Origin of the sequence: Chryseobacterium sp. 'Rf worker isolate 10' (assembly GCF_050753305.1) — a bacterium.
Lineage (GTDB): Bacteria > Bacteroidota > Bacteroidia > Flavobacteriales > Weeksellaceae > Chryseobacterium.
Genome location: NZ_JBOZOF010000003.1, coordinates 666,812 through 691,442, shown reverse-complemented (window position 1 = coordinate 691,442; position 24,631 = coordinate 666,812). Strand labels below are relative to the sequence as shown.

General features: G+C 35.5%; 40 protein-coding genes. 2 read left to right on the top strand and 38 right to left on the bottom strand.

All coding sequences use genetic code 11. The features are described from left to right. Window positions 1–12 precede the first annotated feature (12 nt). The 6 genes from eno to LKL37_RS17540 form a co-directional block, all read right to left on the bottom strand. Window positions 13–1,305 (bottom strand): phosphopyruvate hydratase, encoded by a 1,293-nt coding sequence (gene eno / locus LKL37_RS17565; protein ID WP_431611760.1) that lies wholly within the window; start codon window positions 1,303–1,305, stop codon window positions 13–15. 222 nt (window positions 1,306–1,527) lie between these two features. Further along, complete coding sequence (locus tag LKL37_RS17560) at window positions 1,528–1,857, bottom strand: hypothetical protein (RefSeq protein ID WP_431611758.1); 330 nt, start codon at window positions 1,855–1,857, stop codon at window positions 1,528–1,530. Between the two features lie 71 nt (window positions 1,858–1,928). Then, complete coding sequence (locus LKL37_RS17555) at window positions 1,929–2,717, bottom strand: sensor histidine kinase (protein WP_431611757.1); 789 nt, start codon at window positions 2,715–2,717, stop codon at window positions 1,929–1,931. Between the two features lie 8 nt (window positions 2,718–2,725). Continuing rightward, complete coding sequence (locus tag LKL37_RS17550) at window positions 2,726–3,358, bottom strand: hypothetical protein (RefSeq protein WP_431611756.1); 633 nt, start codon at window positions 3,356–3,358, stop codon at window positions 2,726–2,728. 1 nt (window position 3,359) lies between these two features. Beyond that, the gene (locus LKL37_RS17545; protein WP_431611755.1) at window positions 3,360–4,202 is read right to left on the bottom strand and encodes a hypothetical protein; all 843 of its coding nucleotides are present in this window, start codon (window positions 4,200–4,202) and stop codon (window positions 3,360–3,362) included. A 6-nt stretch (window positions 4,203–4,208) separates the two neighbouring features. After that, window positions 4,209–4,841, bottom strand: coding sequence for a response regulator (locus LKL37_RS17540; RefSeq protein WP_431611754.1), 633 nt, complete (start codon window positions 4,839–4,841; stop codon window positions 4,209–4,211). A gap of 445 nt (window positions 4,842–5,286) precedes the next feature. Here LKL37_RS17540 and LKL37_RS17535 point away from each other — a divergent pair, with 445 nt between their 5' ends. Next, window positions 5,287–5,721 carry a hypothetical protein gene (locus LKL37_RS17535; protein WP_431611753.1) on the top strand — a complete coding sequence of 145 codons (435 nt, stop codon included), beginning with the start codon at window positions 5,287–5,289 and terminating at the stop codon, window positions 5,719–5,721. A 48-nt stretch (window positions 5,722–5,769) separates the two neighbouring features. Here the strand turns inward: LKL37_RS17535 and LKL37_RS17530 are convergent, their stop codons facing one another. The 32 genes from LKL37_RS17530 to LKL37_RS17375 form a co-directional block, all read right to left on the bottom strand. After that, window positions 5,770–6,594, bottom strand: a complete 825-nt coding sequence (locus tag LKL37_RS17530; RefSeq protein ID WP_431611751.1) for an N-acetylmuramoyl-L-alanine amidase — start codon at window positions 6,592–6,594, stop codon at window positions 5,770–5,772. Between the two features lie 117 nt (window positions 6,595–6,711). Continuing rightward, entirely contained in the window at window positions 6,712–7,233 is a 522-nt protein-coding gene (gene rplQ, locus LKL37_RS17525; RefSeq protein ID WP_047380592.1) for a 50S ribosomal protein L17, read from the bottom strand. A gap of 6 nt (window positions 7,234–7,239) precedes the next feature. Then, a complete protein-coding gene (locus tag LKL37_RS17520; protein ID WP_047376582.1) occupies window positions 7,240–8,235 on the bottom strand; it encodes a DNA-directed RNA polymerase subunit alpha in 996 nt (331 codons plus the stop codon). Between the two features lie 33 nt (window positions 8,236–8,268). Further along, window positions 8,269–8,877: a 30S ribosomal protein S4 gene (rpsD, locus tag LKL37_RS17515; protein ID WP_047096812.1), complete on the bottom strand. Its 609-nt coding sequence runs from the start codon at window positions 8,875–8,877 to the stop codon at window positions 8,269–8,271. Between the two features lie 19 nt (window positions 8,878–8,896). After that, a complete protein-coding gene (gene rpsK, locus LKL37_RS17510) occupies window positions 8,897–9,286 on the bottom strand; it encodes a 30S ribosomal protein S11 (protein ID WP_002983263.1) in 390 nt (129 codons plus the stop codon). A gap of 12 nt (window positions 9,287–9,298) precedes the next feature. Continuing rightward, window positions 9,299–9,676: a 30S ribosomal protein S13 gene (rpsM, locus tag LKL37_RS17505; RefSeq protein WP_034694696.1), complete on the bottom strand. Its 378-nt coding sequence runs from the start codon at window positions 9,674–9,676 to the stop codon at window positions 9,299–9,301. 7 nt (window positions 9,677–9,683) lie between these two features. Further along, window positions 9,684–9,800, bottom strand: a complete 117-nt coding sequence (gene rpmJ, locus LKL37_RS17500) for a 50S ribosomal protein L36 (protein ID WP_007839480.1) — start codon at window positions 9,798–9,800, stop codon at window positions 9,684–9,686. Between the two features lie 64 nt (window positions 9,801–9,864). Next, window positions 9,865–10,080 carry a translation initiation factor IF-1 gene (infA, locus tag LKL37_RS17495; protein WP_027381317.1) on the bottom strand — a complete coding sequence of 72 codons (216 nt, stop codon included), beginning with the start codon at window positions 10,078–10,080 and terminating at the stop codon, window positions 9,865–9,867. A gap of 3 nt (window positions 10,081–10,083) precedes the next feature. Continuing rightward, entirely contained in the window at window positions 10,084–11,463 is a 1,380-nt protein-coding gene (gene secY / locus LKL37_RS17490; RefSeq protein WP_089692682.1) for a preprotein translocase subunit SecY, read from the bottom strand. Window positions 11,464–11,472: 9 nt separating this feature from the next. Next, on the bottom strand, window positions 11,473–11,922 hold the full coding sequence (rplO, locus tag LKL37_RS17485) for a 50S ribosomal protein L15 (RefSeq protein ID WP_027371709.1): 450 nt from the start codon (window positions 11,920–11,922) through the stop codon (window positions 11,473–11,475). Between the two features lie 21 nt (window positions 11,923–11,943). Then, window positions 11,944–12,120: a 50S ribosomal protein L30 gene (rpmD, locus tag LKL37_RS17480; RefSeq protein WP_027371710.1), complete on the bottom strand. Its 177-nt coding sequence runs from the start codon at window positions 12,118–12,120 to the stop codon at window positions 11,944–11,946. 11 nt (window positions 12,121–12,131) lie between these two features. Further along, window positions 12,132–12,653 (bottom strand): 30S ribosomal protein S5, encoded by a 522-nt coding sequence (rpsE, locus tag LKL37_RS17475; protein WP_045491132.1) that lies wholly within the window; start codon window positions 12,651–12,653, stop codon window positions 12,132–12,134. A 19-nt stretch (window positions 12,654–12,672) separates the two neighbouring features. Beyond that, window positions 12,673–13,026 (bottom strand): 50S ribosomal protein L18, encoded by a 354-nt coding sequence (gene rplR / locus LKL37_RS17470; RefSeq protein WP_077413597.1) that lies wholly within the window; start codon window positions 13,024–13,026, stop codon window positions 12,673–12,675. 15 nt (window positions 13,027–13,041) lie between these two features. After that, entirely contained in the window at window positions 13,042–13,587 is a 546-nt protein-coding gene (rplF, locus tag LKL37_RS17465; RefSeq protein ID WP_431611749.1) for a 50S ribosomal protein L6, read from the bottom strand. 17 nt (window positions 13,588–13,604) lie between these two features. Further along, window positions 13,605–14,003 (bottom strand): 30S ribosomal protein S8, encoded by a 399-nt coding sequence (rpsH, locus tag LKL37_RS17460; RefSeq protein ID WP_047376575.1) that lies wholly within the window; start codon window positions 14,001–14,003, stop codon window positions 13,605–13,607. Between the two features lie 147 nt (window positions 14,004–14,150). Further along, window positions 14,151–14,420, bottom strand: a complete 270-nt coding sequence (rpsN, locus tag LKL37_RS17455) for a 30S ribosomal protein S14 (RefSeq protein ID WP_002983233.1) — start codon at window positions 14,418–14,420, stop codon at window positions 14,151–14,153. A gap of 3 nt (window positions 14,421–14,423) precedes the next feature. After that, window positions 14,424–14,975: a 50S ribosomal protein L5 gene (gene rplE, locus LKL37_RS17450; RefSeq protein WP_105702144.1), complete on the bottom strand. Its 552-nt coding sequence runs from the start codon at window positions 14,973–14,975 to the stop codon at window positions 14,424–14,426. A gap of 11 nt (window positions 14,976–14,986) precedes the next feature. Next, complete coding sequence (rplX, locus tag LKL37_RS17445) at window positions 14,987–15,313, bottom strand: 50S ribosomal protein L24 (protein ID WP_040993533.1); 327 nt, start codon at window positions 15,311–15,313, stop codon at window positions 14,987–14,989. A 21-nt stretch (window positions 15,314–15,334) separates the two neighbouring features. Beyond that, window positions 15,335–15,703, bottom strand: a complete 369-nt coding sequence (rplN, locus tag LKL37_RS17440; protein ID WP_002983226.1) for a 50S ribosomal protein L14 — start codon at window positions 15,701–15,703, stop codon at window positions 15,335–15,337. A gap of 2 nt (window positions 15,704–15,705) precedes the next feature. Then, window positions 15,706–15,960, bottom strand: coding sequence for a 30S ribosomal protein S17 (gene rpsQ / locus LKL37_RS17435; RefSeq protein WP_027371715.1), 255 nt, complete (start codon window positions 15,958–15,960; stop codon window positions 15,706–15,708). A 12-nt stretch (window positions 15,961–15,972) separates the two neighbouring features. After that, window positions 15,973–16,158 carry a 50S ribosomal protein L29 gene (rpmC, locus tag LKL37_RS17430; RefSeq protein ID WP_115973411.1) on the bottom strand — a complete coding sequence of 62 codons (186 nt, stop codon included), beginning with the start codon at window positions 16,156–16,158 and terminating at the stop codon, window positions 15,973–15,975. A gap of 12 nt (window positions 16,159–16,170) precedes the next feature. Beyond that, a complete protein-coding gene (rplP, locus tag LKL37_RS17425; protein ID WP_029297776.1) occupies window positions 16,171–16,596 on the bottom strand; it encodes a 50S ribosomal protein L16 in 426 nt (141 codons plus the stop codon). Window positions 16,597–16,694: 98 nt separating this feature from the next. Continuing rightward, entirely contained in the window at window positions 16,695–17,444 is a 750-nt protein-coding gene (rpsC, locus tag LKL37_RS17420) for a 30S ribosomal protein S3 (RefSeq protein ID WP_076353263.1), read from the bottom strand. A 7-nt stretch (window positions 17,445–17,451) separates the two neighbouring features. Further along, entirely contained in the window at window positions 17,452–17,850 is a 399-nt protein-coding gene (rplV, locus tag LKL37_RS17415) for a 50S ribosomal protein L22 (RefSeq protein ID WP_034694674.1), read from the bottom strand. 2 nt (window positions 17,851–17,852) lie between these two features. Beyond that, a complete protein-coding gene (gene rpsS / locus LKL37_RS17410) occupies window positions 17,853–18,131 on the bottom strand; it encodes a 30S ribosomal protein S19 (RefSeq protein ID WP_034702850.1) in 279 nt (92 codons plus the stop codon). Window positions 18,132–18,133: 2 nt separating this feature from the next. Then, complete coding sequence (rplB, locus tag LKL37_RS17405; protein WP_047380579.1) at window positions 18,134–18,955, bottom strand: 50S ribosomal protein L2; 822 nt, start codon at window positions 18,953–18,955, stop codon at window positions 18,134–18,136. Window positions 18,956–18,977: 22 nt separating this feature from the next. Further along, entirely contained in the window at window positions 18,978–19,268 is a 291-nt protein-coding gene (rplW, locus tag LKL37_RS17400) for a 50S ribosomal protein L23 (RefSeq protein WP_047380577.1), read from the bottom strand. Between the two features lie 3 nt (window positions 19,269–19,271). After that, on the bottom strand, window positions 19,272–19,901 hold the full coding sequence (gene rplD, locus LKL37_RS17395; protein ID WP_045491156.1) for a 50S ribosomal protein L4: 630 nt from the start codon (window positions 19,899–19,901) through the stop codon (window positions 19,272–19,274). Continuing rightward, window positions 19,892–20,515 carry a 50S ribosomal protein L3 gene (gene rplC, locus LKL37_RS17390; RefSeq protein ID WP_431611746.1) on the bottom strand — a complete coding sequence of 208 codons (624 nt, stop codon included), beginning with the start codon at window positions 20,513–20,515 and terminating at the stop codon, window positions 19,892–19,894. Before rplC ends, rplD begins: the two co-directional genes overlap by 10 nt. A 227-nt stretch (window positions 20,516–20,742) precedes the next feature. Next, the gene (locus LKL37_RS17385) at window positions 20,743–21,579 is read right to left on the bottom strand and encodes a GLPGLI family protein (protein WP_431611745.1); all 837 of its coding nucleotides are present in this window, start codon (window positions 21,577–21,579) and stop codon (window positions 20,743–20,745) included. Window positions 21,580–21,656: 77 nt separating this feature from the next. Then, window positions 21,657–21,950, bottom strand: a complete 294-nt coding sequence (locus LKL37_RS17380) for a hypothetical protein (RefSeq protein ID WP_431611744.1) — start codon at window positions 21,948–21,950, stop codon at window positions 21,657–21,659. 194 nt (window positions 21,951–22,144) lie between these two features. Next, complete coding sequence (locus LKL37_RS17375; RefSeq protein WP_431611743.1) at window positions 22,145–22,906, bottom strand: DeoR/GlpR family DNA-binding transcription regulator; 762 nt, start codon at window positions 22,904–22,906, stop codon at window positions 22,145–22,147. Window positions 22,907–23,022: 116 nt separating this feature from the next. Between LKL37_RS17375 and LKL37_RS17370 the strand changes: the two genes are divergently transcribed. Beyond that, a complete protein-coding gene (locus tag LKL37_RS17370; RefSeq protein ID WP_431611742.1) occupies window positions 23,023–24,621 on the top strand; it encodes a glycerol-3-phosphate dehydrogenase/oxidase in 1,599 nt (532 codons plus the stop codon). Window positions 24,622–24,631 lie beyond the last annotated feature (10 nt).

Here is a 24,631-nt window from a genome sequence, read left to right as displayed (position 1 = left end):
TTATAAATTCAATTATCTTTTTATCTTAAATGCTTCTAATCCTGGGAAAATTGCAGTTTCACCAAGAGCTTCTTCAATTCTTAATAACTGGTTGTATTTTGCCATTCTGTCTGATCTTGAAGCTGAACCTGTTTTGATCTGTCCACAGTTCATAGCTACTGCTAAATCAGCGATTGTAGAATCTTCAGTTTCTCCTGATCTGTGAGACATTACTGAAGTAAATTTGTTGTTCTGAGCCATTTGTACAGCAGCCATTGTTTCAGAAAGGGAACCAATCTGATTTACTTTTACAAGAATTGAGTTGGCAATATTTTCTTTTACTCCTCTTGACAGTCTTTCTACGTTGGTTACGAATAAATCATCCCCTACCAACTGTACTCTGTCACCGATTTTATCCGTTAACATTTTCCAGCCTTCCCAGTCATTTTCCTGCATACCGTCTTCAATAGAAATGATTGGGTATTTTGCAGCCAATTCGGCTAAGTAAGAAACCTGCTCGCTGCTTGAAAACTGAGCTGCATCCGGAGTCTGGAATTTTCTGTAATCATAAATTCCGTCTTTGTAGAATTCAGAAGCCGCACAGTCAAGTGCTAACATAATATCGTCACCAGGCTTATAGCCTGCTTTTTCGATCGCCTGAAGTAATGTATCCAAAGCATCTTCTGTCCCTTTGAAAGTTGGAGCAAAACCACCTTCATCACCTACTGCAGTAGATAAACCTCTTGAATGAAGGATAGATTTCAGGTTGTGGAAAATTTCAGTTCCTTTTCTCAAAGCGTGAGAGAAAGAATCTGCTTTTACCGGCATAACCATAAATTCCTGGAACGCAATAGGAGCATCTGAGTGAGATCCACCGTTGATTACATTCATCATTGGAACAGGAAGTGTGTTGGCGTTTACACCACCTACATATTTATATAGAGGCATTCCCAATTCTGCAGCCGCAGCTCTTGCTACAGCCAAAGAAACACCAAGAATAGCATTAGCACCAAGATTTCCTTTATTAGGCGTTCCGTCAAGATCAATCATAATCTGATCAATATAGTTTTGTTCGAAAACCGGCTGTCCTACTAAATTCTCTGCAATTACTTCTTTTACATTTTCAACAGCTTTCAGAACTCCTTTTCCTTGGTATTCTGAACCACCGTCACGTAATTCTACTGCTTCGTGTTCTCCTGTAGATGCTCCTGAAGGTACAGCAGCACGACCCATTGCCCCGCTTTCTGTAAATACATCTACTTCGATGGTAGGATTACCTCTGGAATCTAAAATCTGTCTTGCTTCTATGTAAGAAATTGCACTCATTTTTTATTTTTTTTAGTTTAGACAAATTTAATCAAAATTTAACTTTTAGGGGTATTTCGAGGGATTTTTTTGAGATAAATCCAAGTTAAATTTTAGTTAATTTATATTATGATAATTCCACAATTTCAAAAGGGCAGATCATGGATTTAAAATGAGAAAATCATAACTAAAAAACCCACCTTAAAAAGTGATTTTTTAATAAAATTATAGTAAGGTATTTTATTATTTTCTGGGTGTAGGAGACAGAAGCCCGGCCAATGCTCCTATTGCTCCTGATGAAATGGTGGCAAAGATCGTTACCAGCTGATTATCTTTGGCAGATCCGTCATTCCAGTAAGCGATGAGAATAAGCCCTGCTATGATACCAATCACTGCCAGCCCAAGCATAAGTACGATAATCCTGTAGATCCAATAGTCTGTATCTTTTGGGTTTCTAATTTCTACATTTTTAATAGCCTCTATAGGATTTGTTTTAAACTTCTCCTGAAGATCACTGTTGTTTTTTAAAGCAGCTTCTAAATCTCCAATACTGTCGTTAATAAGAGTTTTCATGGCTTTTAATTTTATACATCAAATTTCCCTCTAAAAGACATACCAGTCAATTACACAAAAGGGTAATTTATTTATACTATTATTTTGAAAGCCAGGCAGGTTCCGGGATTCCCGGACATGACATTACATTCACCAGACAATTCGCTCATTCTTCTTTTCATGTTTCTGAGGCCGTTTCCTTTTGGCTGTTCATCATGAATTCCGGTTCCATTATCAGAGATTTTCATAGAAAAGTTATTTTTTTCCTGCGAAAATGAAAGTTTTAAGGTATTGGCCTGGCTGTGCTTGTATACGTTATTAACAGCTTCTTTTAAACAGAGAAATAGATTACGCCTCATTTCTGTAGAAACTGGTGTTTCAGTAATGATATTTTCACATTCAGAATGCAGTACTATTTTTGTTTTTTTTAGGAAGTTTCCGGTATAGAGTATGGCATAATCAACAAAGCTGCCCAGTGTATCATTCCCGGAATTCAGGCTCCACAGCATTTCACGCATAGAAATATTCATTTCTTCGGAGGTTTTCAGAAGTTCATCAATGTCGTTTTGCAGCTCATCATCTGATGCTTTTTGTTTTATAAATTCTGCCTGAAGTTTTAATGCGGAAATTCCTGCTCCAAGATCATCATGCATATCGTGGGAAATACGTTCCCTCTCCTTTTCCAGAATTTTTTGTTTTTCAAGTTCTTTTTGAAGGAGCTGATTTTGGTGTTCAGCTTCTTTAAGCTGTTGCTGCTGAATAAAAAAAAGCTGCCTTTTATTATACAAAACAACAATGAAAACAATGAAAATAACAAAAGTTATTAACAGAATGACTGCTATAATATAAGCCAACCTTATTGTATCCGGCAATTGTTTCATATTGTGTTTTATTTTCCGTTATTTTCAAATTTCCTTAGGGCAGTATAGAATATTCCATACATAATGATATTCACGCAATACTGCATCGTTTTTAAAATTTGTAGAAAACCGGGGTCATTATCCTTAAGAAAAAACATGGGGATTGATCTGAAAATAAAAAAAATACTCCAAAAAAGTAATCCGCAGGAAACCCAGAAATGCGGATCATTAAAGATCTTTATTTCATCAAAGTTTTTCAGTCTGATATAAAACCAAACTAGTGCATTGATGATAAAATAAAAGCAGACCAATATTCCTAATGTATTCTCATAGTTTTCACTATAAAATTTCACAAACAAAGCAATATAGGCAAGTAGGACAATGAGGGTATATAAAAAGAATTTTTTGAATTTTTGAGGGAAAATTTTTGCATAATATCTGTTGAAAAAAATAATCAGAAAAATACTGTAGTAATTGAAGAGATAAGCAAAGTCGAATTCCTGAATATATATTTTATAGTGTCCATAAAGCTCAAGGCATAAAGAAAGGAATAAGTATACTGTAAAATAGTTTTGGCTGGAAAGACCTTTCTTTCCAGCTAAAACCATCGACTTTACAGTATCTATAAAGAGTATTGATATGTATATAATCTGAATGAGCATTTTATGGATATAATGAGCCCATATCAAAGAATCCCTCTTTTCCTATAAGATCATCCGGCAGGTATCTTCCAATCATGGTAAGTCTTTTTTCATTTCCGCCATAAGCTGAAGCATATGCTGAAGCATCAAAAACATAATTAGGATTAGCTTTAAAATAATCTGTAATAATGCCAAGCTCTATCACTTCTCCAAGAGCAAACTGAACTTCTTTGTAAAGGCGGCCGTCTATATTTCTTTCATTCAGTATTTTATTGATATCTGCCCAGGTATAGTATATCCCTTCTGCCTGCATCAATGGAGCGCTGTAAGCATTCATATTACTATAAAATTGTGAGGAGAGGTAGTTATCATGCAGGATTCTTCTTTCTTCAGGGCTAATGAAATCCATATTTGCTTCAAACTTATGACCCAAATTAAAGATAATATAATGTCCCATTGCGTTGTCATTATGATCCAGTGGTGTAGCCACAAAGTATAAAAATTCGCTTGCACCAGTAGAAACATTCGTACTGCCCGTATACTTAATATAATCCTGCTGGCTAATAAAGATAAACTCAAATTTAATCCCTTTTCCTTGAGAACTAAATGTGTTGAATAAGTTTTCAAAAGTACTGATGTCTACCAAATAGGTATCCAAATACGGATTGACCAGCTTGGACGCTACTCCCGAACTATTTAAAATACCTTTTTTTGCCTGGTACATAAACATGATACCGATGTCATGATCCATGTGCGCTTCAATCAAAGGATTAGTTTTTTCCTTATTTTGCAATACCAGATCTGCAAGTTTGTTTCCAATAGCCTCTGTCCCAAATTCAGGATTTTTTAACTCTAATGTCTCCATAATTTCTTAGTTTTTAAAATTGTTAAACTTATTGATAGCCTCCACTTTATTGTTTACGTGAAGTTTTCTGTAGATATTTCCAACATGCTTTTTAACGGTATCAATACTGATACATTTTTTATCCGCTATTTCCTTATAAAGAAGGCCCTCTGAAAGAAGCTCAAGAACTTCTTTTTCACGCTCTGTAAGTTCATCGAAACCTTTGATTTCGGTGAGATTTCTTTCAAAATGCTTAAGAACTCTCCGGGCTATGGAAAAACTCATAGGAGCTCCACCACTGTAAACATCACGGATGGAAGAAAGGATTTTATCCATACTTTCTCCTTTTACGAGATATCCCATTGCTCCGGCTTTTAAAGAATTAAAGATCTTTTCATCATCATCAAAGCTGGTACACATGATGAATTGTGTATTGGGCATCTCTTTTCGTAGTTTTTCTATGATTTCTATTCCCAGCATATCTTGCAGCTGGATATCCATCATCACCACATCCGGGGAAATGTCGGGAAGGTTTTGCATGGCATCATTTCCATCAAAGAACTGGGCAATTACCATCATATCCTGTTGGTAATTGATTACTTTCTTCAACGCATTGTTGTAGTTTTTTTCATCTTCTACTATGGCGATGGAAATGCTCATGACTTTGTTTGTTTGTAGCAAATTTCAACAGAAAACAAATTGAAATCAATTACACCTTTGTGTAATATTGACAAGTGAGTTTATAATTATGGTTTAGTCTATTTAGTTTTCTTAAATTTAATCAATTTTTCACTTCAAAACCAATATAAATTTAAATTAATAATAACATAATAAAACAAACAATAAACAAATAACAATTCAACTTTCAGGAATCAGATTTAAACTCAGAGAAATTTATTATTTGGAGCAGATGCAGAACAGATTTTCGTTTAACAGAAAAAATTCAGCATGAGTTTTAAAATTAATATTGCAGGGGATCACTTTATTTAAAGAGAAAAAGAAGTGATTTATTTTTCAAAATCGACAGAAATTCCTCATATTGTCAGGCATGATTTTTGTAAAATTTAAAGAGTAAAAATCATAGTAAATATCAAATAATATAATCATGAAAAAAGGTCTTTTAGCACTTGGTGCTGTACTTACATTAACAGCGGTGAGCTGTAAAAAAAGTGAAAGCGGAAACAAAAGCGTTATCAAAACAGAGAGCTCAGAAACTGTAGTTACAGACAACAATGGAAAAGTAGATTCGTTGACACAAAGTTCTTCAACGGTAGACATTAACGGACAGAAAACTGAGAAAACAGATTTTGTTTATAAAGCTACAGACGGAACGTTAGTAAAAGTGGTATTCAAAAACGATCCGAAAGAAAATACAGTAGCGATTACCAGCAACAAGAAAACATTTACATTACCGAAGACAGAAACCAAAGGTGATGAAACGATTTATAAGAAAGATGATATGACGGCAAGAGTAAAAGGTGACAGCCTTCATCTTGAACAGGGTAATAATATTATCGAACTGAAAAGAACAAAGATTTAAAATAAAAAATGTCCCAAAACCTACTGGGACATTTTATTTTTATAGGTATTATATCTTTTTCAGCAAGTCACTATTGATCCAGCCATATATTGGCTCACCATCTTTTCCAGGATTAAACAGAACATATACATAAAACCAGCCCAGTTTACTTTGAATGAACTCAACCTGGGTATCTTTTTTAAGCTCTACTACAACTTCGAATTCTGTTCCTGCACCGTTTCTTACATTGGCATATTCAGCATTCACTTTATACATATCTGCAGTATCGTCTTCTCTCCCTAATAATTTCGCTCTGAAATTGTCCATAGGAAATGCAGGCCCGGGATCATTCTTCCTGAAAGGAGCAATATCATCATGACCCAGAATATTTTTGATATTGTATGTTTCCATCAACAGTTTGCAAACCTGAAAACATGTTTCCAGCTGCTTTTCTGTAAAGCTATGCCAATAAGAGGTTTCATTTTCATGCTTATGCTTAGCGGTTACTACTACATCTTTGGAATATTCTTTTTCAAACCAAGCATAAAATCTTTCATTTACTTTAGTAAGTCTTCCCGGATTTTCGAGCTCAATCCCGATAGAAAAATCATTGAATCCTGAACGGTCTGCCCATCGGCTTCTTCCTGCATGCCAGGCTTTTTTATTGAATTCTACCATTTGGGTAATCCTGCCATCACTATCTATAATAATATGAGCTGAAGCTTTTGCTGTAGGATCCTTAAACCAGTTTATTGAACTTTCAGCCCCCCGCCCTGCAGTAAAGTGAATGATAATGTATTCCGGAACAATAATTCCCTCTTTATTGGGAGTCTCTATAAAGCTAATGCTCTCCCCGGAAATTGTTTTTCCTAACTTATCTTTTAAGATGATCATGATCAAGATTTTTTTAGAGCCTCAAAGTTATTCTAAATATATTAATTATACGTTAACGAAATAAAAAAAACCATCCGAAAAACGGATGGTTTCTATTTAATATCTGAATGAAAATTATTATTCTTCAGTTTTTTCTTCAGTAGTATCAGCTTTAGCTTCTTCTACTTTCTCTTCTACTACTGGAGCATCAGCAACTACTGCTTCAGCTTTTTTTGTAGTAGCAGTTGATCTTCTGCTTCTTCTTGTAGCTTTTTTCTCTTCAGCATTAGGGTTGTAAAGCTCGTTGAAATCTACCAATTCGATAAGAGCCATATCAGCAGCATCACCTGGTCTGAAACCTGTCTTAATGATTCTTGTATAACCACCGTTTCTTTCAGCGATTTTAGGAGCTACAGTTCTGAATAATTCAGCAACCGCAAATTTATTTTGAAGGTAAGAGAATACTACTCTTCTGTTGTGTGTAGTATCTTCTTTTGCTTTTGTTAATAGAGGCTCAACATATACTCTTAAAGCTTTAGCTTTAGCTACAGTAGTGTTGATTCTTTTATGCTCAATTAGAGAACAAGCCATATTAGAAAGTAAAGCACTTCTGTGAGAAGCTGTTCTTCCTAAGTGATTGAATTTTTTACCGTGTCTCATTATTAATTATTTATCAGCGTCTAACTTATATTTTGCAACGTCGAAACCGAAGTTAAGACCTTTTGAATGCACTAATTCTTCTAGTTCTGTCAAAGATTTTTTACCAAAATTTCTGAATTTCATCAAATCAGACTTACTGTAAGAAACCAGTTCTCCAAGAGTTTCTACTTCAGCTGCTTTAAGACAGTTAAGGGCTCTTACTGAAAGATCCATATCTGCTAATTTAGACTTAAGAAGTTGTCTTGTGTGAAGAGTTTCTTCATCGTACTGGATAGATGCTTTTACAGCTTCAGTTTCAAGCGTGATTCTCTCATCAGAGAATAGCATGAAGTGATAAATTAATATCTTAGAAGCTTCAGTTAAAGCATTCTGAGGGCTGATAGACCCGTCAGTTTCTATATCTAATACAAGTTTTTCGTAGTCTGTTTTTTGCTCTACACGATAATTTTCAATGCTGTATTGTACTTTCTTAATCGGCGTAAAAATAGAGTCAATAGCAATAGTTCCTACAGGAGCATTGTTTGATTTATTTTGTTCAGAAGGAACATACCCTCTACCTTTTTCAATATTGAAAGTAATTTCGAAAGTTACATCACTGTTTAGGTTGCAGATCACTAAATCTGGGTTTAAAACCTCAAATCCGTTGATAGACTTTCCTAAATCACCAGCAGTAATAACCGTTTGACCTGAAACTTTAGCAACAACCTGCTCGTTAGCCTGGCCTTCTGCTGCAGCTTTTAATCTTACCTGCTTAAGGTTAAGAATAATTTCGGTAACGTCTTCGATTACTCCTGGAATAGTTGAAAATTCGTGCTCTACACCTTCTATTTTGATAGATGAAATAGCGTATCCTTCCAGAGAAGAAAGCAACACTCTTCTCAAAGCATTACCGATTGTAAGCCCGAAACCTGGTTCTAAAGGTCTGAATTCAAATTGACCTTTAAATTCATCAGAGTTAAGTAAAATTACTTTATCGGGTTTTATGAATTGTAAAATTGCCATATTATTGGGTTGAGCAAAAATTTGATTAAAAAATTATTTAGAGTAAAGTTCGACGATAAGGTTCTCCTTAATGTCCTCCGGAATTTGGATTCTTTCAGGAGCAGAAATGAAGGTACCTTCTTTCTTCTCATCGTTGAATTGTAACCACTCATAGTTTGACTTAGAAGCCAATGCATTGGTAACAACTTCAAGAGACTTAGACTTTTCTCTTACAGTGATTACATCACCAGCTTTTACCAAGTAAGAAGGGATATTAAGAATCTCTCCGTTCACAGTGATGTGTCTGTGAGAAACTAATTGTCTAGCTCCAGATCTAGTTTTAGCAAAACCTAATCTGTATACTACGTTATCCAATCTTGATTCACAAAGTTGTAATAGAACTTCCCCTGTTACACCTTTGCTTCTGTGTGCTTTTTCAAATAAGTTAGCAAACTGTCTTTCTAAAATACCGTAAGTATATTTAGCTTTTTGTTTTTCAGCTAACTGAACTGCATATTCTGATTTTTTAGCACCTCTTCTTTTGTTAGGACCGTGTTGTCCTGGCGGTTGGTTTTTTCTCTTTTCGAAGTTTTTGTCATCTCCGTAGATTGCAGCACCAAACTTTCTAGCAATCTTAGTTTTAGGTCCAATATATCTTGCCATAATGGGTAAATTCTAAAAATTAAACTCTTCTTCTTTTTGGTGGTCTACATCCATTGTGTGGCATAGGAGTCACATCAATGATTTCGCTAACTTCAATTCCTGAATTGTGAATAGATCTGATAGCAGATTCTCTACCTGCACCTGGACCTTTCACAAACACCTTTACTCTTCTTAAACCAGCTTCGTGAGCTACAGCAGAGCAATTTTCAGCTGCCATCTGAGCAGCAAATGGAGTATTCTTTTTAGAACCTCTGAAACCCATTTTACCGGCAGAAGCCCAAGAGATAACCTCTCCGTTTTTATTTGTTAAAGAAATGATGATGTTATTGAAAGAAGCTTGAATATGTGCTTCTCCAATAGCTTCAACTTTTACTTTTCTCTTCTTAACTACTTTAGTTTGTTTTGCCATAATTCCTAACGATTATTTACTAGCTTTTTTCTTGTTAGCAACAGTTTTTCTCTTTCCTTTTCGGGTTCTAGAGTTGTTTTTCGTTCTCTGGCCTCTTAAAGGTAATCCAAGTCTGTGACGTATTCCTCGTTGGCATCCTATGTCCATTAATCTCTTAATGTTCAATTGCACTTCAGATCTTAATTCTCCTTCTACTTTTACGTTTTCTAAGATATAAGTTCTGATTGCAGCCAATTCATCGTCATTCCATTCGTTGACTTTTTTGTCTTCGCTGATACCGGCAGCTTTAAGGATTTCAGAAGAAGTACTTCTTCCAACACCATAAATGTAAGTTAAACCGATAACTCCTCTTTTGTTTTTTGGTAAATCAATACCTGCAATTCTCGCCATAATTTAATTAACCTTGTCTTTGTTTAAATTTTGGGTTCTTCTTGTTGATTACGAATAGTACACCTTTTCTGCGTACGATTTTGCAATCAGCGCTTCTTTTTTTAATTGATGCTCTTACTTTCATTTTGATAGTATTTATTTTTTAACAATAGCCAAATGGAGATCCTAAGATTCCATTTGGCATTTGTTTAATATCTAAATGTGATTCTCCCTTTTGATAAATCATAAGGAGACATTTCTAGTTTTACCTTATCACCAGGTAAAAGTTTAATATAATGCATTCTCATTTTACCAGAAATATGAGCGATAAGAATATGCCCATTTTCTAGCTCTACACGGAACTGAGCGTTCGAAAGTGCTTCCGTTATAACGCCGTCTTGTTCAATATGTTTTTGTTTTGCCATAAATTAATATCCAGTCGTTCTTGATAATTTAGACTGCATTAAGCCATCATAATGATGGTTCAGCAGATATGTATTAATCTGTTGAACTGTATCTAAAATTACACCCACCATAATTAATAGTGACGTTCCCCCGAAAAATAGGGCAAACGCATCTGTCTGAACAAAGGTTCCGTGCACAATTGCCGGAAGGATTGCAAAGATAGATAAAAATATTGCACCTGGCAAGGTAATTTTTGATAAAATATCATCTAAATAATCAGCTGTCTCTTTTCCTGGTCTTACTTTCGGTACTAAACCTCCATTTCTCTTCAAATCATCAGCCATTTGGTTTACCGGAATTGTAATTGCAGTATAGAAAAACGAGAAGATAATAATTAATAGTGCAAACAATACGTTGTACTGCCAGCTAAAAACATTCTTGAAACCTGCAAGAAAAGTATTAGACTCATCGAATTTTGTTAATAATCCTGGTACGAACATCAATGCCTGAGCAAAGATAATCGGCATTACACCAGCAGCATTTACTTTCAATGGAATCCATTGTCTTGCTCCCTGCATAAGATTTCTGTTTACACCTCCTCTTGCTTGAGCTCTGCTTACATACTGAATCGGGATTTTTCTGACAGCAACTGATAAGATCACTGCTAAAAGAACTACCACCATCCAGAATAATACTTCAATAAGGATCATGATTGATCCCATTCCTCCTTTTCCATTCTGCACTGCCATTTCCTGTACGAATGCTTCTGGTAATCTTGAAAGGATCCCCACCATAATAAGGATAGAGATACCGTTTCCGATACCTTTGTCGGTGATTTTTTCACCTAACCACATTGCGAATACTGAACCAGCAACCAAGATTACAATACTTGGCAACCAGAACATGATAGAATTTGGCTCTACAAAGTATGCAGACTGGAATTGAGCATACGGTAAGAATAATTGAGTAATAGAAGTTAAGTAAGAAGGTGCCTGTACCAGACAAACTCCAATCGTTAACCATCTTGTAATTTGGTTCAATGTATTTCTACCTGACTCTCCATCTTTCTGAAGCTTCTGAAGATAAGGAATAGCCATTCCCATCAACTGAACAATAATAGAAGCAGAAATATAAGGCATGATACCCAACGCCATTACGGAAGCGTGGCTGAAAGCTCCCCCCGTAAACGACGAAAGCAAGCCAAGGAGACCTGCTCCTTGCTTGTTACCGCCTTGATTTTTATAATGCTCTAAGAGATCTCCCACTTCTGCAAGGTTAATTGCGGGAAGCGAGATATAAGATGCGAATCTATACACAAGGATAATACCTAACGTAAAGAGAATTTTATCTCTTAATTCCTTTAGGCTCCATATATTTTTAAGTGTTTGTATAAATTCTTTCATTAGTAAGTATTATAAGGTAATTGCTTTTCCACCTGCTTTAGCAATAAGCTCTTCAGCAGATTTAGTGAATTTGTCAGCAGAGATTGAAACCGCAGATTTCAATTCTCCTCTACCCATAATTTTCACTAATTCGTTTTTAGAAACTATCCCGTTTTCTACTAAAACTTCTTTCGTGATATCTCCAGTGATGGATTTGTTCTCGATTAAAGTTTGAATAGTATCAAGGTTAACTCCTCTAAACTCTTTTCTGTTTACGTTTTTGAATCCGAATTTAGGTAATCTTCTTTGTAAAGGCATCTGTCCACCTTCGAAACCGATTTTCTGAGAATAACCAGCTCTAGCTTTCTGACCTTTGTGTCCTTTTGTTGAAGTACCTCCTTTTCCAGTACCTTGTCCTCTTCCAATTCTTTTTGAATTGAATGTAGAACCTGCAGCTGGTTGTATATTGTTTAAATTCATTTTAATTTCTCTTTTATAAAATTATTTTTGAACTTCAAGTAAGTGTCCTACTGCAGCGATCATTCCTAAGATGGAAGGAGTAGCTTCATGTTCTACAACTTGGTGAAGTTTTTTTAATCCTAATGCTTCAAGCGTTCTCTTTTGGGTTTTTGTTCTACCAATAGCGCTTCTTACTTGTTTTACTTTAATTGTTGCCATTGTTTTATATATTAACCGTTAAACACTTTACTTAGAGAAACTCCTCTCATTCTAGCGATCTCCTCAGGTCTTCTGATGTCTAATAACGCTTTGAAAGTAGCTTTCACTACGTTGTGAGGGTTAGAAGATCCTTTAGATTTTGAAAGGATATCGTGAATACCAGCAGATTCCAATACCGCTCTTACCGCACCACCGGCGATAAGTCCTGTACCGTGAGAAGCAGGTCTTAAGAAGATATCTGCACCACCGTATCTAGCAGTAGTTTGGTGAGGGATAGTATGGTTCATTACAGGAACTTTAACAAGGTTTTTCTTAGCGTCTTCAACTGCTTTAGCAATTGCAGAAGCAACCTCTTTAGATTTTCCTAAACCGAAACCGATAATACCTTCTTCGTTACCTACTACAACAATAGCAGAAAATCCGAAAGCTCTACCTCCTTTAGTTACTTTTGTTACTCTGTTAACAGCTACGAGACGATCTTTTAATTCTAATCCTCCCGGTTTTACTCTTTCTATATTATCTAGTCCTAACATATTTTCCGAAATTTAATGATTAGAATTTAAGTCCACCTTCTCTTGCACCATCAGCTAGAGCTTTCACTCTACCGTGGTATACGAATCCGTTTCTGTCAAATACAATACTTTCGATTCCTGCAGCGATAGCTTTAGCAGCGATAGCTTTACCAACAGCAGCAGAAATTTCAGTCTTAGTACCTTTAGCGTCTACACCTTTCTCTCTAGAAGAAGCTGATGCTAAAGTTTTACCATTTTTATCGTCGATTAACTGAGCGTAAATTTCCTTATTACTTTTATATACAGATAATCTTGGCAATTCAGAAGATCCAGAGATTTTCCCTCTTACTCTTCTTTTGATTCTTATTCTTTTTTCTAATTTACTTAATGCCATAATACTTATAATTTATTAAGCAGATTTACCAGCTTTACGTCTAACAATTTCTCCTACGAATTTCACACCTTTTCCTTTGTATGGCTCAGGCTTTCTGAAAGAACGGATCTTTGCAGTAACCATTCCTAGAAGTTGCTTGTCGTGAGACGTTAAAGTAATAATTGGGTTTTTACCTTTTTCAGTCAATGTATCAACTTTTACTTCACCTGGAAGTTCTAATACGATACCGTGAGAGAATCCTAAAGCTAACTCAAGTTTTTGACCTGTGTGAGAAGCTCTATATCCTACCCCTACTAGTTCTAGTTTCTTTTCGAAACCTTCATTTACACCAACGATCATGTTGGCGATTAACGCTCTGTATAAACCGTGAAGCGCTTTGTGTTGCTTAGAATCAGATGGTCTGTTTACATTAAGCTCACCATCTCTTAGTTCTAAAGTAATTCCTGCTGTAAGCTCTTGAGAAAGTTCTCCTTTCGCTCCTTTTACAGTTACTACACCGTTATTTTCAGTGATTGTAACTCCTGCTGGAATTGTTATAATTGCTTTACCAATTCTTGACATTTTCCTCTGATTAAAAATTAATAAACATAGCAGATTACTTCACCGCCTACTTTCTCTTCTCTAGCTTTCTTGTCAGTCATTACTCCTTTAGAAGTAGAGATGATAGAAATACCCAAACCGTTTAGTACTCTTGGAAGTTCAGTAGAACCTTTGTACTGTCTCAAACCTGGTCTAGAAGCTCTTTGAATAGACTTGATAGCTGGTTTGTTGGTTTGCTTATCGTACTTTAAAGCGATTTTGATCACTCCTTGAACAGCGTTATCTTCAAACTTGAAGTTTAAGATATACCCTTGATCAAATAGGATCTTAGTAATCTCCTTTTTGATTTTCGATGCAGGAATTTCCACCACTTTGTGGCCTGCGCTTTGTGCGTTCCTTACTCTTGTTAGGAAATCTGAAATTGGATCTGTTACCATTTTTCTTTTATAAATTATTGGTTAAAGAACAATCAGTATTGAAAAGACTTGAAGAGAAAAATATCAGACTTCAGAAAACTTCGGTCTGATATTTTTATTCTTTAGTATCTTGACAACTTAATTGTCCCGATTTTTAATTAGTAATTATTACCAACTAGCTTTTCTTACACCTGGGATAAGACCGTTGTTTGCCATTTCTCTGAAAGTTACTCTGGAAATACCGAACGTTCTCATGTATCCTCTTGGTCTACCTGTTAGTTTACATCTGTTGTGTAATCTTACAGGAGAAGCATTTTTAGGCAATTTTTGAAGTCCTTCGTAATCACCTGCTTCTTTAAGAGCTTGTCTTTTAGCAGCGTATTTAGCAACTAGTGCTTCTCTTTTGCGCTCACGCGCTTTCATTGATTCTTTAGCCATTTCTTAGTTCTTTTTAAATGGTAAACCGAAGTGAGTTAATAATGCTTTAGCTTCTTTATCTGTTTTCGCAGTAGTAACGAAAGTGATGTCCATCCCTTGGATTTTTTTCACTTTGTCAATTACGATCTCAGGGAAGATAATTTGCTCAGTAATACCTAAGTTGTAGTTACCTCTACCATCGAAACCATCTGCTTTGATACCAGAGAAATCTCTGATACGTGGTAAAGCAGAAGAAGTAAGTCTGTCTAAGAACTCATACATTCTCTGAGCTCTCAAAGTTACTTTTGCACCTACAGGCATACCTTTTCTTAGTTTGAATGCAGCTTCGTCTTTCTTAGAGATCGTACCTACTGCTTTCTGACCTGTGATGTTTGTAAGTTCTTCTACTGCATAATCAATAATTTTCTTATCTGCAGTAGCATCTCCTAAACCTTGTGATACAACGATTTTCTCTAATCTAGGTACTTGCATGATTGACTTGTACCCGAATTCTTCCATCATTGCAGGAACAATTGTCTCTTTGTATATTTTTTTGGGTCTTGCTATAAATTCCATGTTAATTCAAATTATAAAGTTTCACCCGTTTTTTTGTTGATTCTTACTTTCTTATCTCCTTCGATTTTGTAACCGATTTTGATAGCTTTTCCGTCTTTACCAACTAAAGCTACGTTTGAGATATGAATAGAAGCTTCCTTTTCAGTAATTCCTCCTTGAGGATTTGAAGCTGAAGGCTTAACGTGTTTTTTAACGATGTTAAGTCCTGCAACGATTACTCTAGGGTCTTTTCCTTCTTTTTTGATCACTTCAATAACTTCACCAGTCTTACCTTTGATATCTTTCTTACCAGTAGTAATGATTACGTTATCTCCTCTTTTTATTTTTAACTTTGACATTTCTTTTAAAAATTTTTAAAATTAAAGTACTTCAGGAGCTAATGAAATGATTTTCATATATTCTTTGTCTCTCAACTCACGAGCAACTGGTCCGAAAACACGCGTTCCTCTCATTTCTCCCGCTGCGTTTAGTAATACACAAGCATTGTCGTCGAATTTGATGTATGAACCATCTTTTCTTCTTACTGCTTTTTTAGTTCTTACTACTACAGCTTTAGATACCTGACCTTTTTTAGCATTTCCTGATGGTGTAGAATCCTTGATAGTAACAACGATTTTATCACCAACTGAAGCATATCTTCTTCTGGTTCCTCCCAGAACTCTGATAACTAGTACTTCTTTTGCACCTGTGTTATCAGCAACTTTTAATCTTGATTCTGTTTGTAACATTATTACTTAGCTTTTTCAATGATTCTTACTAATCTCCATCTCTTGCTCTTGCTCAAAGGTCTAGTTTCTTGGATAAGAACTGTATCACCTTCTGTGCATTCGTTGTTCTCGTCGTGTGCAGTATATTTTTTCGTTTTCAAAACGAATTTACCGTACATCGGGTGCTTTACTCTTGTAGTTTCACTAACAACAATAGTTTTTTCCATTTTATTGCTGGAAACCACTCCGATTCTTTCTTTTCTTAAATTTCTATCCATTGTAAAATGAAATTATTGTTTGTTAGTTAACTCAGTGTTTAGTCTTGCGATTGTCTTTCTCAAATCTCTGATTTGAATCGGGTTTTCAATTGGGCTGATTGCATGAGCCAATTTCAATTTAGAATATTGAGCTTTTGCTTCAGTTAATTGAGTTTGAATATCACCCGCGCTTAAATTTTTAATATCAGCTTTTTTCATTGTATTCAAAGATTATAGAGGTTTAACAAAATCGTTAGCAACGATGAATTTAGTAACTACTGGTAATTTTTGTGCAGCAAGTCTTAAAGCTTCCTTAGCGATATCGTAAGGTACTCCTCCGATTTCGAACATAATTTTACCTGGTTTTACTACAGCTACCCAGTATTCAACAGCACCCTTACCTTTACCCATACGTACTTCCGCTGGTTTTTTAGTAATTGGCTTATCTGGGAAGATTTTGATCCATAGTTGACCTTCTCTCTTCATATATCTTGTCGCAGCGATACGAGCTGCTTCAATCTGTCTTGCAGTGATCCAAGCTCCTTCCGTTGCTTTGATCCCAAAAGTTCCGTAAGCAAGTTGACTACCTCTTTGGGCATTCCCCTTCATCTTCATCTTGTGAACTCTACGGAATTTGGTTCTTTTTGGTTGTAACATAATTTCTAAATTTTAGATTTTAGATTTTAGATTTTAGATTTTTTTTAATTTTAAAAAAGTAACGGTAATTTAAAATTCAAAATTTCTAATCTAAAATTTTAATTATTATTGTTATTGTTGTTGTTTTTTCTAGGTCTTCTGTTGTCTCTGTCTCCTCCTCTGTTTCCTCTGTCTGACTGACCTCCTTTTTTCTGTTGTCCTACTAGTGGGGAAAGTTCTCTTTTACCATAAACTTCACCTTTCATAATCCAAACTTTTACACCTAATCTACCGTAAGTAGTGTGAGCTTCTGCCCAGTGGTAATCAATATCAGCTCTGAAAGTTGACAATGGAATTCTTCCGTCTTTGAAAGATTCTGATCTTGCCATTTCAGCTCCGTTCAATCTACCAGAGATTTGAACTTTGATACCTTCAGCACCCATTCTCATAGTACTTGCCATTGCCATTTTAACAGCTCTTCTGTAAGAAATTCTGTTTTCAATTTGCTTAGAAATACTATCAGCAACTAGTACAGCATCTAATTCAGGTCTTTTGATTTCGAAAATATTGATTTGAATATCCTTACCTGTAAGTTTCTTCAATTCTTCTTTCAATTTATCAACTTCCTGACCTCCTTTACCGATGATAAGTCCCGGTCTAGCAGTAGTGATTGTAACTGTTACTAATTTTAATGTTCTTTCAATATAAATTTTTGAAATACCACCTTTAGATAATCTAGCCTCAAGGTATCTTCTGATTTTGTAGTCTTCAGCGATTCTGTCTCCATAATCGTTTCCACCAAACCAGTTAGAATCCCAACCTCTGATGATACCTAATCTATTACCAATTGGATTTGTCTTCTGTCCCATACCTTGATTAATTTTCTTTTTTACCTAAGATTAATGTAATGTGGTTTGATCTTTTTCTGATTCTATACCCTCTACCTTGTGGAGCTGGTCTTAGTCTCTTCAATTGTCTTGCACTGTCTACAAAAATTTCTTTAACGATAAGATTAGCTTCTTCAATATCAGCACCTTCGTTTTTAGTTTGCCAGTTAGCCATTGCTGAAAGCAATACTTTTTCTAACTTGTTAGATGCGTCTTTTTTAGAATATTTTAGAATGTATAAAGCTTTGTCTACCTGCTCTCCTCTAATGATATCAGCTACTAATCTCATTTTTCTTGGAGAAGATGGGCAATCATTGTGTATTGCTTTTACTACATCTTGGTTTGTCAATTTACGTGCTAATGCACTTTCTCTTTTTCTTGATCCCATGATTATCTGCTTCCTTTGTTTTTGTTACCACCATGACCTCTGAAAGATCTTGTTGGAGAAAATTCGCCTAGCTTGTGACCAACCATGTTTTCTGTAACATAAACAGGGATAAAAGATTTCCCGTTGTGTACTGCAATAGTTTGTCCTACGAAGTCTGGAGAGATCATTGATGCTCTAGACCAAGTTTTGATAACTGTCTTCTTACCAGACTCTATATTTGTCTGAACCTTCTTATCTAAAGTATGATGAATGAATGGTCCTTTTTTAAGTGATCTTGCCATAATTATTTACGTTTAGATATGATATGACGGTTAGACGCTTTATTTTTCTTTCTGGTTTTGTAACCTTTAGCAGGCATACCGTTTCTAGATCTTGGGTGACCTCCTGAAGAACGACCTTCACCACCTCCCATTGGGTGATCAACTGGGTTCATTACAACAGCTCTTGTTCTTGGTCTTCTACCTAACCATCTGCTTCTACCAGCCTTACCTGATACAGTTAACTGGTGGTCAGAGTTAGAAACTGATCCAATCATTGCCATACATTCAGTAAGGATCATTCTTGATTCTCCTGAAGGCAATTTGATGATTGCATATTTACCATCTCTAGAAGTTAATTGAGCTGAAGATCCAGCACTTCTTGCCAAAATTGCACCTTGTCCAGGCTTCATTTCAACACAAGAGATTACAGTACCCAATGGAATGTTTTTCAATTTCATTGCGTTACCTACGTTTGGTTCAACGCTTTCTCCTGATACTACCTTCTGATCAACTTTGATACCGTTTGGAGCGATGATATATCTCTTCTCTCCATCAGCATACTCTAATAAAGCGATAAATGCAGTTCTGTTTGGATCATACTCTACAGTTTTTACAGTTGCTTCAACGTTTGCTTTGTTTCTTTTGAAGTCAATAATTCTGTATTTCTTTTTGTGTCCACCTCCGGTGTAACGCATGGTCATTTTACCAGTTTGGTTACGTCCACCTGACTTACTAATACCAACTGTTAGAGATTTCTCTGGTTTGTTGGTAGTAATTTCTTCAAAATTGTTTACAATTCTGAATCTCTGTCCCGGGGTGATAGGTTTTAATTTTCTAACAGACATTACTATTATTTATAATTAATAATTAATTTACAGCAAAAATATCGATAACCTCACCTTCAGCAAGTTTGATTACCGCTTTTTTCAATTTGTTTGTCTTTCCTACTTGAAGACCTTTTTTAGTGTATTTTGAAGAAACCTTCGGAGCATAAATCATTGTGTTAACGTCTGCTACTTTTACACCGTAAGCTGCTTCAACAGCTTTTTTAATCTGGATTTTATTCGCCTTAGGTTCAACTAAGAAAGAATAAGAACCTCTTAAATCTGTAAGGTAATTAGCCTTTTCTGAAATAACTGGTTTAATAATAATAGACATGACTTATTTCTTTAAATTTTCCTGGAATTTTTCAACTGCACCTTCGAAGAAAATAATCTCACCTGCATTTACTAAATCGTAAGAACTGATCTCGTTGAAGTTCATTACTTTAGTTTTAGGCAAGTTTCTTGAAGATAAATACACATTCTTGTTAGCTTCAGGAAGAACGAATAAAGATTTTTTACCGTTAAGTTCCAATGCGTTTAATACATTGATAAAATCTTTAGTCTTAGGAGCACCAAAGCTCAAATCTTCTAAAACTTTAATGCTGTTGTCTCTCATTTTTTGAGATAAAACAGATTTTTTAGCTAATCTCTTAAGAGCTTTGTTCAATTTGAATCTGTAATCTCTTGGTTTTGGCCCGAATACTCTACCTCCACCTCTGAAAGTTGGAGATTTGATATCACCATATCTAGCAGATCCTGATCCTTTTTGCTTCTTAAGCTTTTTAGTAGAAGCCGTAATTTCGCTTCTTTCTTTTGCTTTATGAGTTCCTTGTCTTTGTGCTGCAAGGTACTGTTTCACTTCTAAGTAAACCGCGTGCTGATTTGGCTCAATTCCGAATACTGTTTCGTCTAGAGTTACTTTTCTTCCGGTCTCTTTTCCTGATGTATTTAATACTACTAGTTCCATTTTCTGATAATTACATAAGAATTTTTAGCTCCCGGAACAGCACCTTTTACTACTAAAAGATTTTGTTCTTGATCAACTTTTAACACTTGAAGGTTTTGAACAGTTACCTGCTCACCTCCCATTCTTCCAGCCATTCTCATCCCTTTGAATACTCTTGAAGGGTCTGAACCAGCACCGATAGAACCTGGAGCTCTAAGTCTGTTGTGCTGACCATGAGTTGCCTGCATTACACCTCCAAATCCGTGTCTTTTAACAACACCCTGGAAGCCTTTACCTTTTGAAGTTCCTGTTACATCTACATACTCACCTTCGATGAATAGATCAACACTTACTACCTCTCCTACTTTTGCTTCAGTAAATCCATTGTGGAATTCTACCAATTTAGCTTTAGGAGCAGAACCAGCCTTTTTAAAATGACCAGCTAACGCTTTACCAACGTTCTTCTCACTCTTGTCATCGAAACCTAATTGAACAGCTGTATAACCGTCTTTTTCTAAGGTTCTGACCTGTAAAATCGAGCATGGACCAGCTTGAATAACTGTACAAGGAATGTTTTTCCCTTCTTCGTTAAACAAAGATGTCATACCGATTTTTTTACCAATAATACCTGACATTGTTTATATTATAATAAAATTTATCCTTTATTTATCCCCATTTTTCGGAAGTCTGAAGTAATTTCTACTTTTGATATAGGCATACTACGCTCCTAAAATGAGTGTGCAAATTTATGAATAATTTTATAACTGACAAATATTTCGGGTAAAATATTTTGATTTTTAATCAATTACAGAAAAAACACATTTTTTAAAACTCCCGGAATAAAATCAGGATTAAAAAAAGATTACTCCAGTTCAATAGGATTATAAGGAAGAGGTTTAGACTTCACAACCATCGGGGTTCCATCAGTATTATAAGCCTTGCCATGAAAAAATCCAGGATTATCATGATATGTTTTTTCAACTTCTTTGTATTTCTCTTTCGTCACCTTTAGAATACGGTCTTCATTTCTAAGATAAATAGGAAGACTTTTCTTGTCAATACCAACGGCAACAAAATGAAACTCATTCTTTGCATCAGAAAGTTCAAGAATAAGCCCCGGAAGACCTTCAAATTTATAAGGTCCGTTATTAGATGAAATACCACTTGTAAACCATGCGACATATTCCCTTCCTCCAAATTTTACTGTTGCTTTTTTGCAGGAATATCCTAAAACGACCTTAGTTTCTTTTTCCAATTTCCATTTAAATTCCGGCTGATCTTCCTGATACTGATAAATTCCTTTTATCCTTCCCTGATAAATAAGTTTCTTTTTTGAAAGATCTTTTAAAATTACCGGCTGGAAAGCAACATTTATATTCATCATTGCTTCCATTTCTCTTGCATTAATCTCTTTCTGACGGCTATATTTCTCACTGAGAGAATCTACCCTTAACTGTTTTACATCATTGAATTTCGAATACTGTTTTCCTATCTGAAGAACACAAACAGCTTCCTTTTTCACCTCCTTACGGGCAGCATCCGGAACAAAAGCGAACTGATAATAGACATTATATAAACTTGTATCGTAATTTTCCACCTTGTAAGTGGATGTTTTCATTGAGAAATCCGGACTTTCAATACGAAATTGAGCATGAAACCAGGACACTATAAAAAAACAGAATACCAAATAGAATTTCATATCTAAATATTATAAATAAATAAAAAGAATCGGAAGCCCGAAGCAACCGATTCTATACATTTTTCTTTTTAATCTGATTACGAACACTTTATTGCCGCGAAATGATGTACATCATCCCAGAAAGCATCAGTTGTAGAATAGTCATTATAATCAAGGTAGAATACTTCGCCACAAGGTGTCACGATTGTAACCCAGTTGTATGGCTTAAAAGTCACTTTAAGAGTTTGAGCGACTCCTTTCTGGTTTTTGCTTTCCACTAAGATAGTTTTCTCTTTTGCATTTTCAGCATTACCATCTTTTTTGATTTCTGTGGTATTAGCACTCACCATACCCGCAACAGCTAATGCTGCGATAAAAAACATTTTTTTCATTGTTATTAGTTTTGTTTATTAAACAAGTCAAAAATAGAAGTCAAAAAACAAAACACCAAATATTTCCTCATAAATGTTGAAAATATTTTATTATGTTAAACTAATGTCTGTAAAATAAACACCTAAAACATCAAACATTTAAAAAAAATCAATCCAACGAAAGAACACTGTTCTTTTCTGCAGCCAGAATATCATCAAATAATCACATTCACTCCAATTTCTTCGAGACTGTTTCTATCTTCTTCTAAAATCCCTTGGTCCGTAATAAGATAATCAATACTGTCTAAAGCAGCAATTTTTCCAAAACCTTTTTTATTTAATTTAGAAGAATCAGCAAGAATAACCGTCTGGTCTGCACATTCCATCATAATCTGATTAAGGTGAGCTTCCGCTGCATTGGAAGTACTGATTCCGAATTCAGGATCAATACCGTCTACTCCCAGAAAAAGTTTATTGCAGGAAAACTGTTTAAGGATGCCTTCAGAAATAGAACCTACTATAGACGTAGAACTTTTCCTCACCTCTCCTCCAAGCTGTATAATATTAATGTTAGGATTATTACAAAGTTCAATTGCCACCCTTAAAGAAGATGTAAGCACTGTAAGAGGGCCGAAATTCACCAGCATTCTTGCCAGATAATGCATCGTTGTTCCGGACGCCAGTATAATACAGTCGTTTTCCTGAATTAATGACAAAGCAGCTTTTGCAATCGCTTGCTTCGCTTCCACATTAATATTCTCTTTCTCGCCTACATTTTTTTCATAAGCATACCTTACTTGCTTACTCGCCCCTCCATGATTTCTGAAAAGAAGCCCCAAACTTTCAAGATTGTTCAAATCCTTTCGAATCGTAACCGAAGAAACATTGAGCTTTTCACACAGATCCTGAACAAGTACATGTCCTTTTTCATCAAGCTCTTTCAGTATTTCATCCTGCCTTGGTAGTAACTTTTCCATTTTATTCGTTTCATCAAAAATACCGATTTTTTTTAACATCTTAAAATTTCATTTATTTTCTTTTTGCTTTCATTTTTAATTTATATATTTGAAAACGAAACATAAACGAAACATTTATGAAACGAAACGAAGAACTCAGTAAGTTAACCAATGTAAAAGAATGGGACTTTATTGTCATAGGAGGAGGAGCCAGTGGTTTAGGTTCAGCATTAGACGCAGTAAGCAGAGGATTCAAGACATTATTGCTTGAATCTCATGACTTTGCAAAAGCAACATCCAGCAGAAGTACCAAATTGGTACACGGCGGAGTAAGATATCTTGCCCAGGGAGATGTCGGATTGGTAAAAGAAGCATTGAAGGAAAGAGGACTTCTAGCAAAAAACGCAGCACATATCGTAAAGAATCAGTCTTTCATTATTCCAAACTATACATGGTGGGGAGGAATCTATTATAAGATAGGGCTTTCTGTTTACGATTTCCTTGCCGGAAAACTAAGTTTAGGTAAAACAAGATATATCAGCAAATCAAAAACTGTTGAAAAGCTTCCTACTATTGAACAAAATCATTTAATGAGTGGTGTTGTTTACCAGGATGGACAATTTGACGACGCAAGACTTGCGGTCAATCTTACCCAAACTATCATTGAAAAAGGCGGAAGTGCTGTTAATTATGTAAAAGTAGTCAACCTTCTGAAAGATGATTCTGATAAAGTAATAGGTGTGGTTGCGGAAGATCAGTTTTCCAAACAGCAATATCAGATCCATGGTAAAGTAGTTATCAACGCCACCGGTGTATTTACGAATGACATTCTTAACATGAACAACCCTAAGCACGGTAAACTTGTTGTACCAAGCCAGGGAATCCACCTTGTTCTGGACAAATCCTTCCTGAAAAGTGATGATGCCATCATGATTCCCAAAACCTCGGACGGCAGAGTTCTATTTGTTGTTCCATGGCATGACAGAGCATTAGTAGGAACTACAGACACCCTGTTAAAGGATGAAAGTTTTGAACCTCGTGCTTTGGAAGAAGAAATCAACTTTGTTTTAAATACCGCAAGACAATATCTGGCTAAAAAACCGACTCGTGAAGACGTAAAATCTGTTTTCGCCGGCCTTCGTCCACTTGCTGCTCCTAAAGACGGAAGTAAAAGTACAAAAGAGGTTTCCCGAAGCCACAAAGTGATTACTTCAGAAACAGGATTAGTTTCTATCATCGGAGGAAAATGGACTACCTACCGTAAAATGGCAGAGGACACTGTAAACGAGGCCATGAAAGTTCACAGATTAGGAAACAGCCCGTCTAAAACAGAACACCTTTCCATCCATGGAAATGTAAAACCTGAGCAGGTAGACAGAACTAATCACCTGTATGTTTATGGTTCTGATATTCCAGCCATTAAAACATTACAGCAAAGCAATCCTCGTTACGCTCAAAAGATTCACCCGGATCATCCTTTTACCGTAGCAGAAGTTGTATGGGCTGTAAGAGCTGAAATGGCAGAAACTATTGAGGATATTCTGGCCAGAAGAGTACGTTTACTGTTTCTTGATGCAAGAGCTGCTATAGACAGTGCTCATAACGTAGCAAGAATCATTGCTGAAGAAAAAGGATATTCTGAAGAATGGGCTCAGCAGCAGGAAAATGAATTTATTGAATTAGCAAAAGGATATTTATTAACTCCTTATTCACCTAAAGTTATCAACCTAAATTAGCATTATATAC

Excerpts from the sequence above, each read along its gene's own strand:
- eno (WP_431611760.1), bottom strand. The coding sequence starts at position 1,305 with ATGAGTGCAATTTCTTACATAGAAGCAAGACAGATTTTAGATTCCAGA.
- LKL37_RS17560 (WP_431611758.1), bottom strand. The coding sequence starts at position 1,857 with ATGAAAACTCTTATTAACGACAGTATTGGAGATTTAGAAGCTGCTTTA.
- LKL37_RS17555 (WP_431611757.1), bottom strand. The coding sequence starts at position 2,717 with ATGAAACAATTGCCGGATACAATAAGGTTGGCTTATATTATAGCAGTC.
- LKL37_RS17550 (WP_431611756.1), bottom strand. The coding sequence starts at position 3,358 with ATGCTCATTCAGATTATATACATATCAATACTCTTTATAGATACTGTA.
- LKL37_RS17545 (WP_431611755.1), bottom strand. The coding sequence starts at position 4,202 with ATGGAGACATTAGAGTTAAAAAATCCTGAATTTGGGACAGAGGCTATT.
- LKL37_RS17540 (WP_431611754.1), bottom strand. The coding sequence starts at position 4,841 with ATGAGCATTTCCATCGCCATAGTAGAAGATGAAAAAAACTACAACAAT.
- LKL37_RS17535 (WP_431611753.1), top strand. The coding sequence starts at position 5,287 with ATGAAAAAAGGTCTTTTAGCACTTGGTGCTGTACTTACATTAACAGCG.
- LKL37_RS17530 (WP_431611751.1), bottom strand. The coding sequence starts at position 6,594 with ATGATCATCTTAAAAGATAAGTTAGGAAAAACAATTTCCGGGGAGAGC.
- rplQ (WP_047380592.1), bottom strand. The coding sequence starts at position 7,233 with ATGAGACACGGTAAAAAATTCAATCACTTAGGAAGAACAGCTTCTCAC.
- LKL37_RS17520 (WP_047376582.1), bottom strand. The coding sequence starts at position 8,235 with ATGGCAATTTTACAATTCATAAAACCCGATAAAGTAATTTTACTTAAC.
- rpsD (WP_047096812.1), bottom strand. The coding sequence starts at position 8,877 with ATGGCAAGATATATTGGACCTAAAACTAAGATTGCTAGAAAGTTTGGT.
- rpsK (WP_002983263.1), bottom strand. The coding sequence starts at position 9,286 with ATGGCAAAACAAACTAAAGTAGTTAAGAAGAGAAAAGTAAAAGTTGAA.
- rpsM (WP_034694696.1), bottom strand. The coding sequence starts at position 9,676 with ATGGCGAGAATTGCAGGTATTGATTTACCAAAAAACAAAAGAGGAGTT.
- rpmJ (WP_007839480.1), bottom strand. The coding sequence starts at position 9,800 with ATGAAAGTAAGAGCATCAATTAAAAAAAGAAGCGCTGATTGCAAAATC.
- infA (WP_027381317.1), bottom strand. The coding sequence starts at position 10,080 with ATGGCAAAACAAAAACATATTGAACAAGACGGCGTTATAACGGAAGCA.
- secY (WP_089692682.1), bottom strand. The coding sequence starts at position 11,463 with ATGAAAGAATTTATACAAACACTTAAAAATATATGGAGCCTAAAGGAA.
- rplO (WP_027371709.1), bottom strand. The coding sequence starts at position 11,922 with ATGAATTTAAACAATATACAACCAGCTGCAGGTTCTACATTCAATTCA.
- rpmD (WP_027371710.1), bottom strand. The coding sequence starts at position 12,120 with ATGGCAACAATTAAAGTAAAACAAGTAAGAAGCGCTATTGGTAGAACA.
- rpsE (WP_045491132.1), bottom strand. The coding sequence starts at position 12,653 with ATGTTAGGACTAGATAATATAGAAAGAGTAAAACCGGGAGGATTAGAA.
- rplR (WP_077413597.1), bottom strand. The coding sequence starts at position 13,026 with ATGGCATTAAGTAAATTAGAAAAAAGAATAAGAATCAAAAGAAGAGTA.
- rplF (WP_431611749.1), bottom strand. The coding sequence starts at position 13,587 with ATGTCAAGAATTGGTAAAGCAATTATAACAATTCCAGCAGGAGTTACA.
- rpsH (WP_047376575.1), bottom strand. The coding sequence starts at position 14,003 with ATGGTAACAGATCCAATTTCAGATTTCCTAACAAGAGTAAGGAACGCA.
- rpsN (WP_002983233.1), bottom strand. The coding sequence starts at position 14,420 with ATGGCTAAAGAATCAATGAAAGCGCGTGAGCGCAAAAGAGAAGCACTA.
- rplE (WP_105702144.1), bottom strand. The coding sequence starts at position 14,975 with ATGGAATTTATAGCAAGACCCAAAAAAATATACAAAGAGACAATTGTT.
- rplX (WP_040993533.1), bottom strand. The coding sequence starts at position 15,313 with ATGTCAAAGTTAAAAATAAAAAGAGGAGATAACGTAATCATTACTACT.
- rplN (WP_002983226.1), bottom strand. The coding sequence starts at position 15,703 with ATGTTACAAACAGAATCAAGATTAAAAGTTGCTGATAACACAGGTGCA.
- rpsQ (WP_027371715.1), bottom strand. The coding sequence starts at position 15,960 with ATGGATAGAAATTTAAGAAAAGAAAGAATCGGAGTGGTTTCCAGCAAT.
- rpmC (WP_115973411.1), bottom strand. The coding sequence starts at position 16,158 with ATGAAAAAAGCTGATATTAAAAATTTAAGCGCGGGTGATATTCAAACT.
- rplP (WP_029297776.1), bottom strand. The coding sequence starts at position 16,596 with ATGTTACAACCAAAAAGAACCAAATTCCGTAGAGTTCACAAGATGAAG.
- rpsC (WP_076353263.1), bottom strand. The coding sequence starts at position 17,444 with ATGGGACAGAAGACAAATCCAATTGGTAATAGATTAGGTATCATCAGA.
- rplV (WP_034694674.1), bottom strand. The coding sequence starts at position 17,850 with ATGGGATCAAGAAAAAGAGAAAGTGCATTAGCACGTAAATTGACAAAC.
- rpsS (WP_034702850.1), bottom strand. The coding sequence starts at position 18,131 with ATGGCAAGATCACTTAAAAAAGGACCATTCATTCATCATACTTTAGAT.
- rplB (WP_047380579.1), bottom strand. The coding sequence starts at position 18,955 with ATGTCTGTTAGAAAATTAAAACCTATCACCCCGGGACAGAGATTCAGA.
- rplW (WP_047380577.1), bottom strand. The coding sequence starts at position 19,268 with ATGTCTATTATTATTAAACCAGTTATTTCAGAAAAGGCTAATTACCTT.
- rplD (WP_045491156.1), bottom strand. The coding sequence starts at position 19,901 with ATGGAACTAGTAGTATTAAATACATCAGGAAAAGAGACCGGAAGAAAA.
- rplC (WP_431611746.1), bottom strand. The coding sequence starts at position 20,515 with ATGTCAGGTATTATTGGTAAAAAAATCGGTATGACATCTTTGTTTAAC.
- LKL37_RS17385 (WP_431611745.1), bottom strand. The coding sequence starts at position 21,579 with ATGAAATTCTATTTGGTATTCTGTTTTTTTATAGTGTCCTGGTTTCAT.
- LKL37_RS17380 (WP_431611744.1), bottom strand. The coding sequence starts at position 21,950 with ATGAAAAAAATGTTTTTTATCGCAGCATTAGCTGTTGCGGGTATGGTG.
- LKL37_RS17375 (WP_431611743.1), bottom strand. The coding sequence starts at position 22,906 with ATGGAAAAGTTACTACCAAGGCAGGATGAAATACTGAAAGAGCTTGAT.
- LKL37_RS17370 (WP_431611742.1), top strand. The coding sequence starts at position 23,023 with ATGAAACGAAACGAAGAACTCAGTAAGTTAACCAATGTAAAAGAATGG.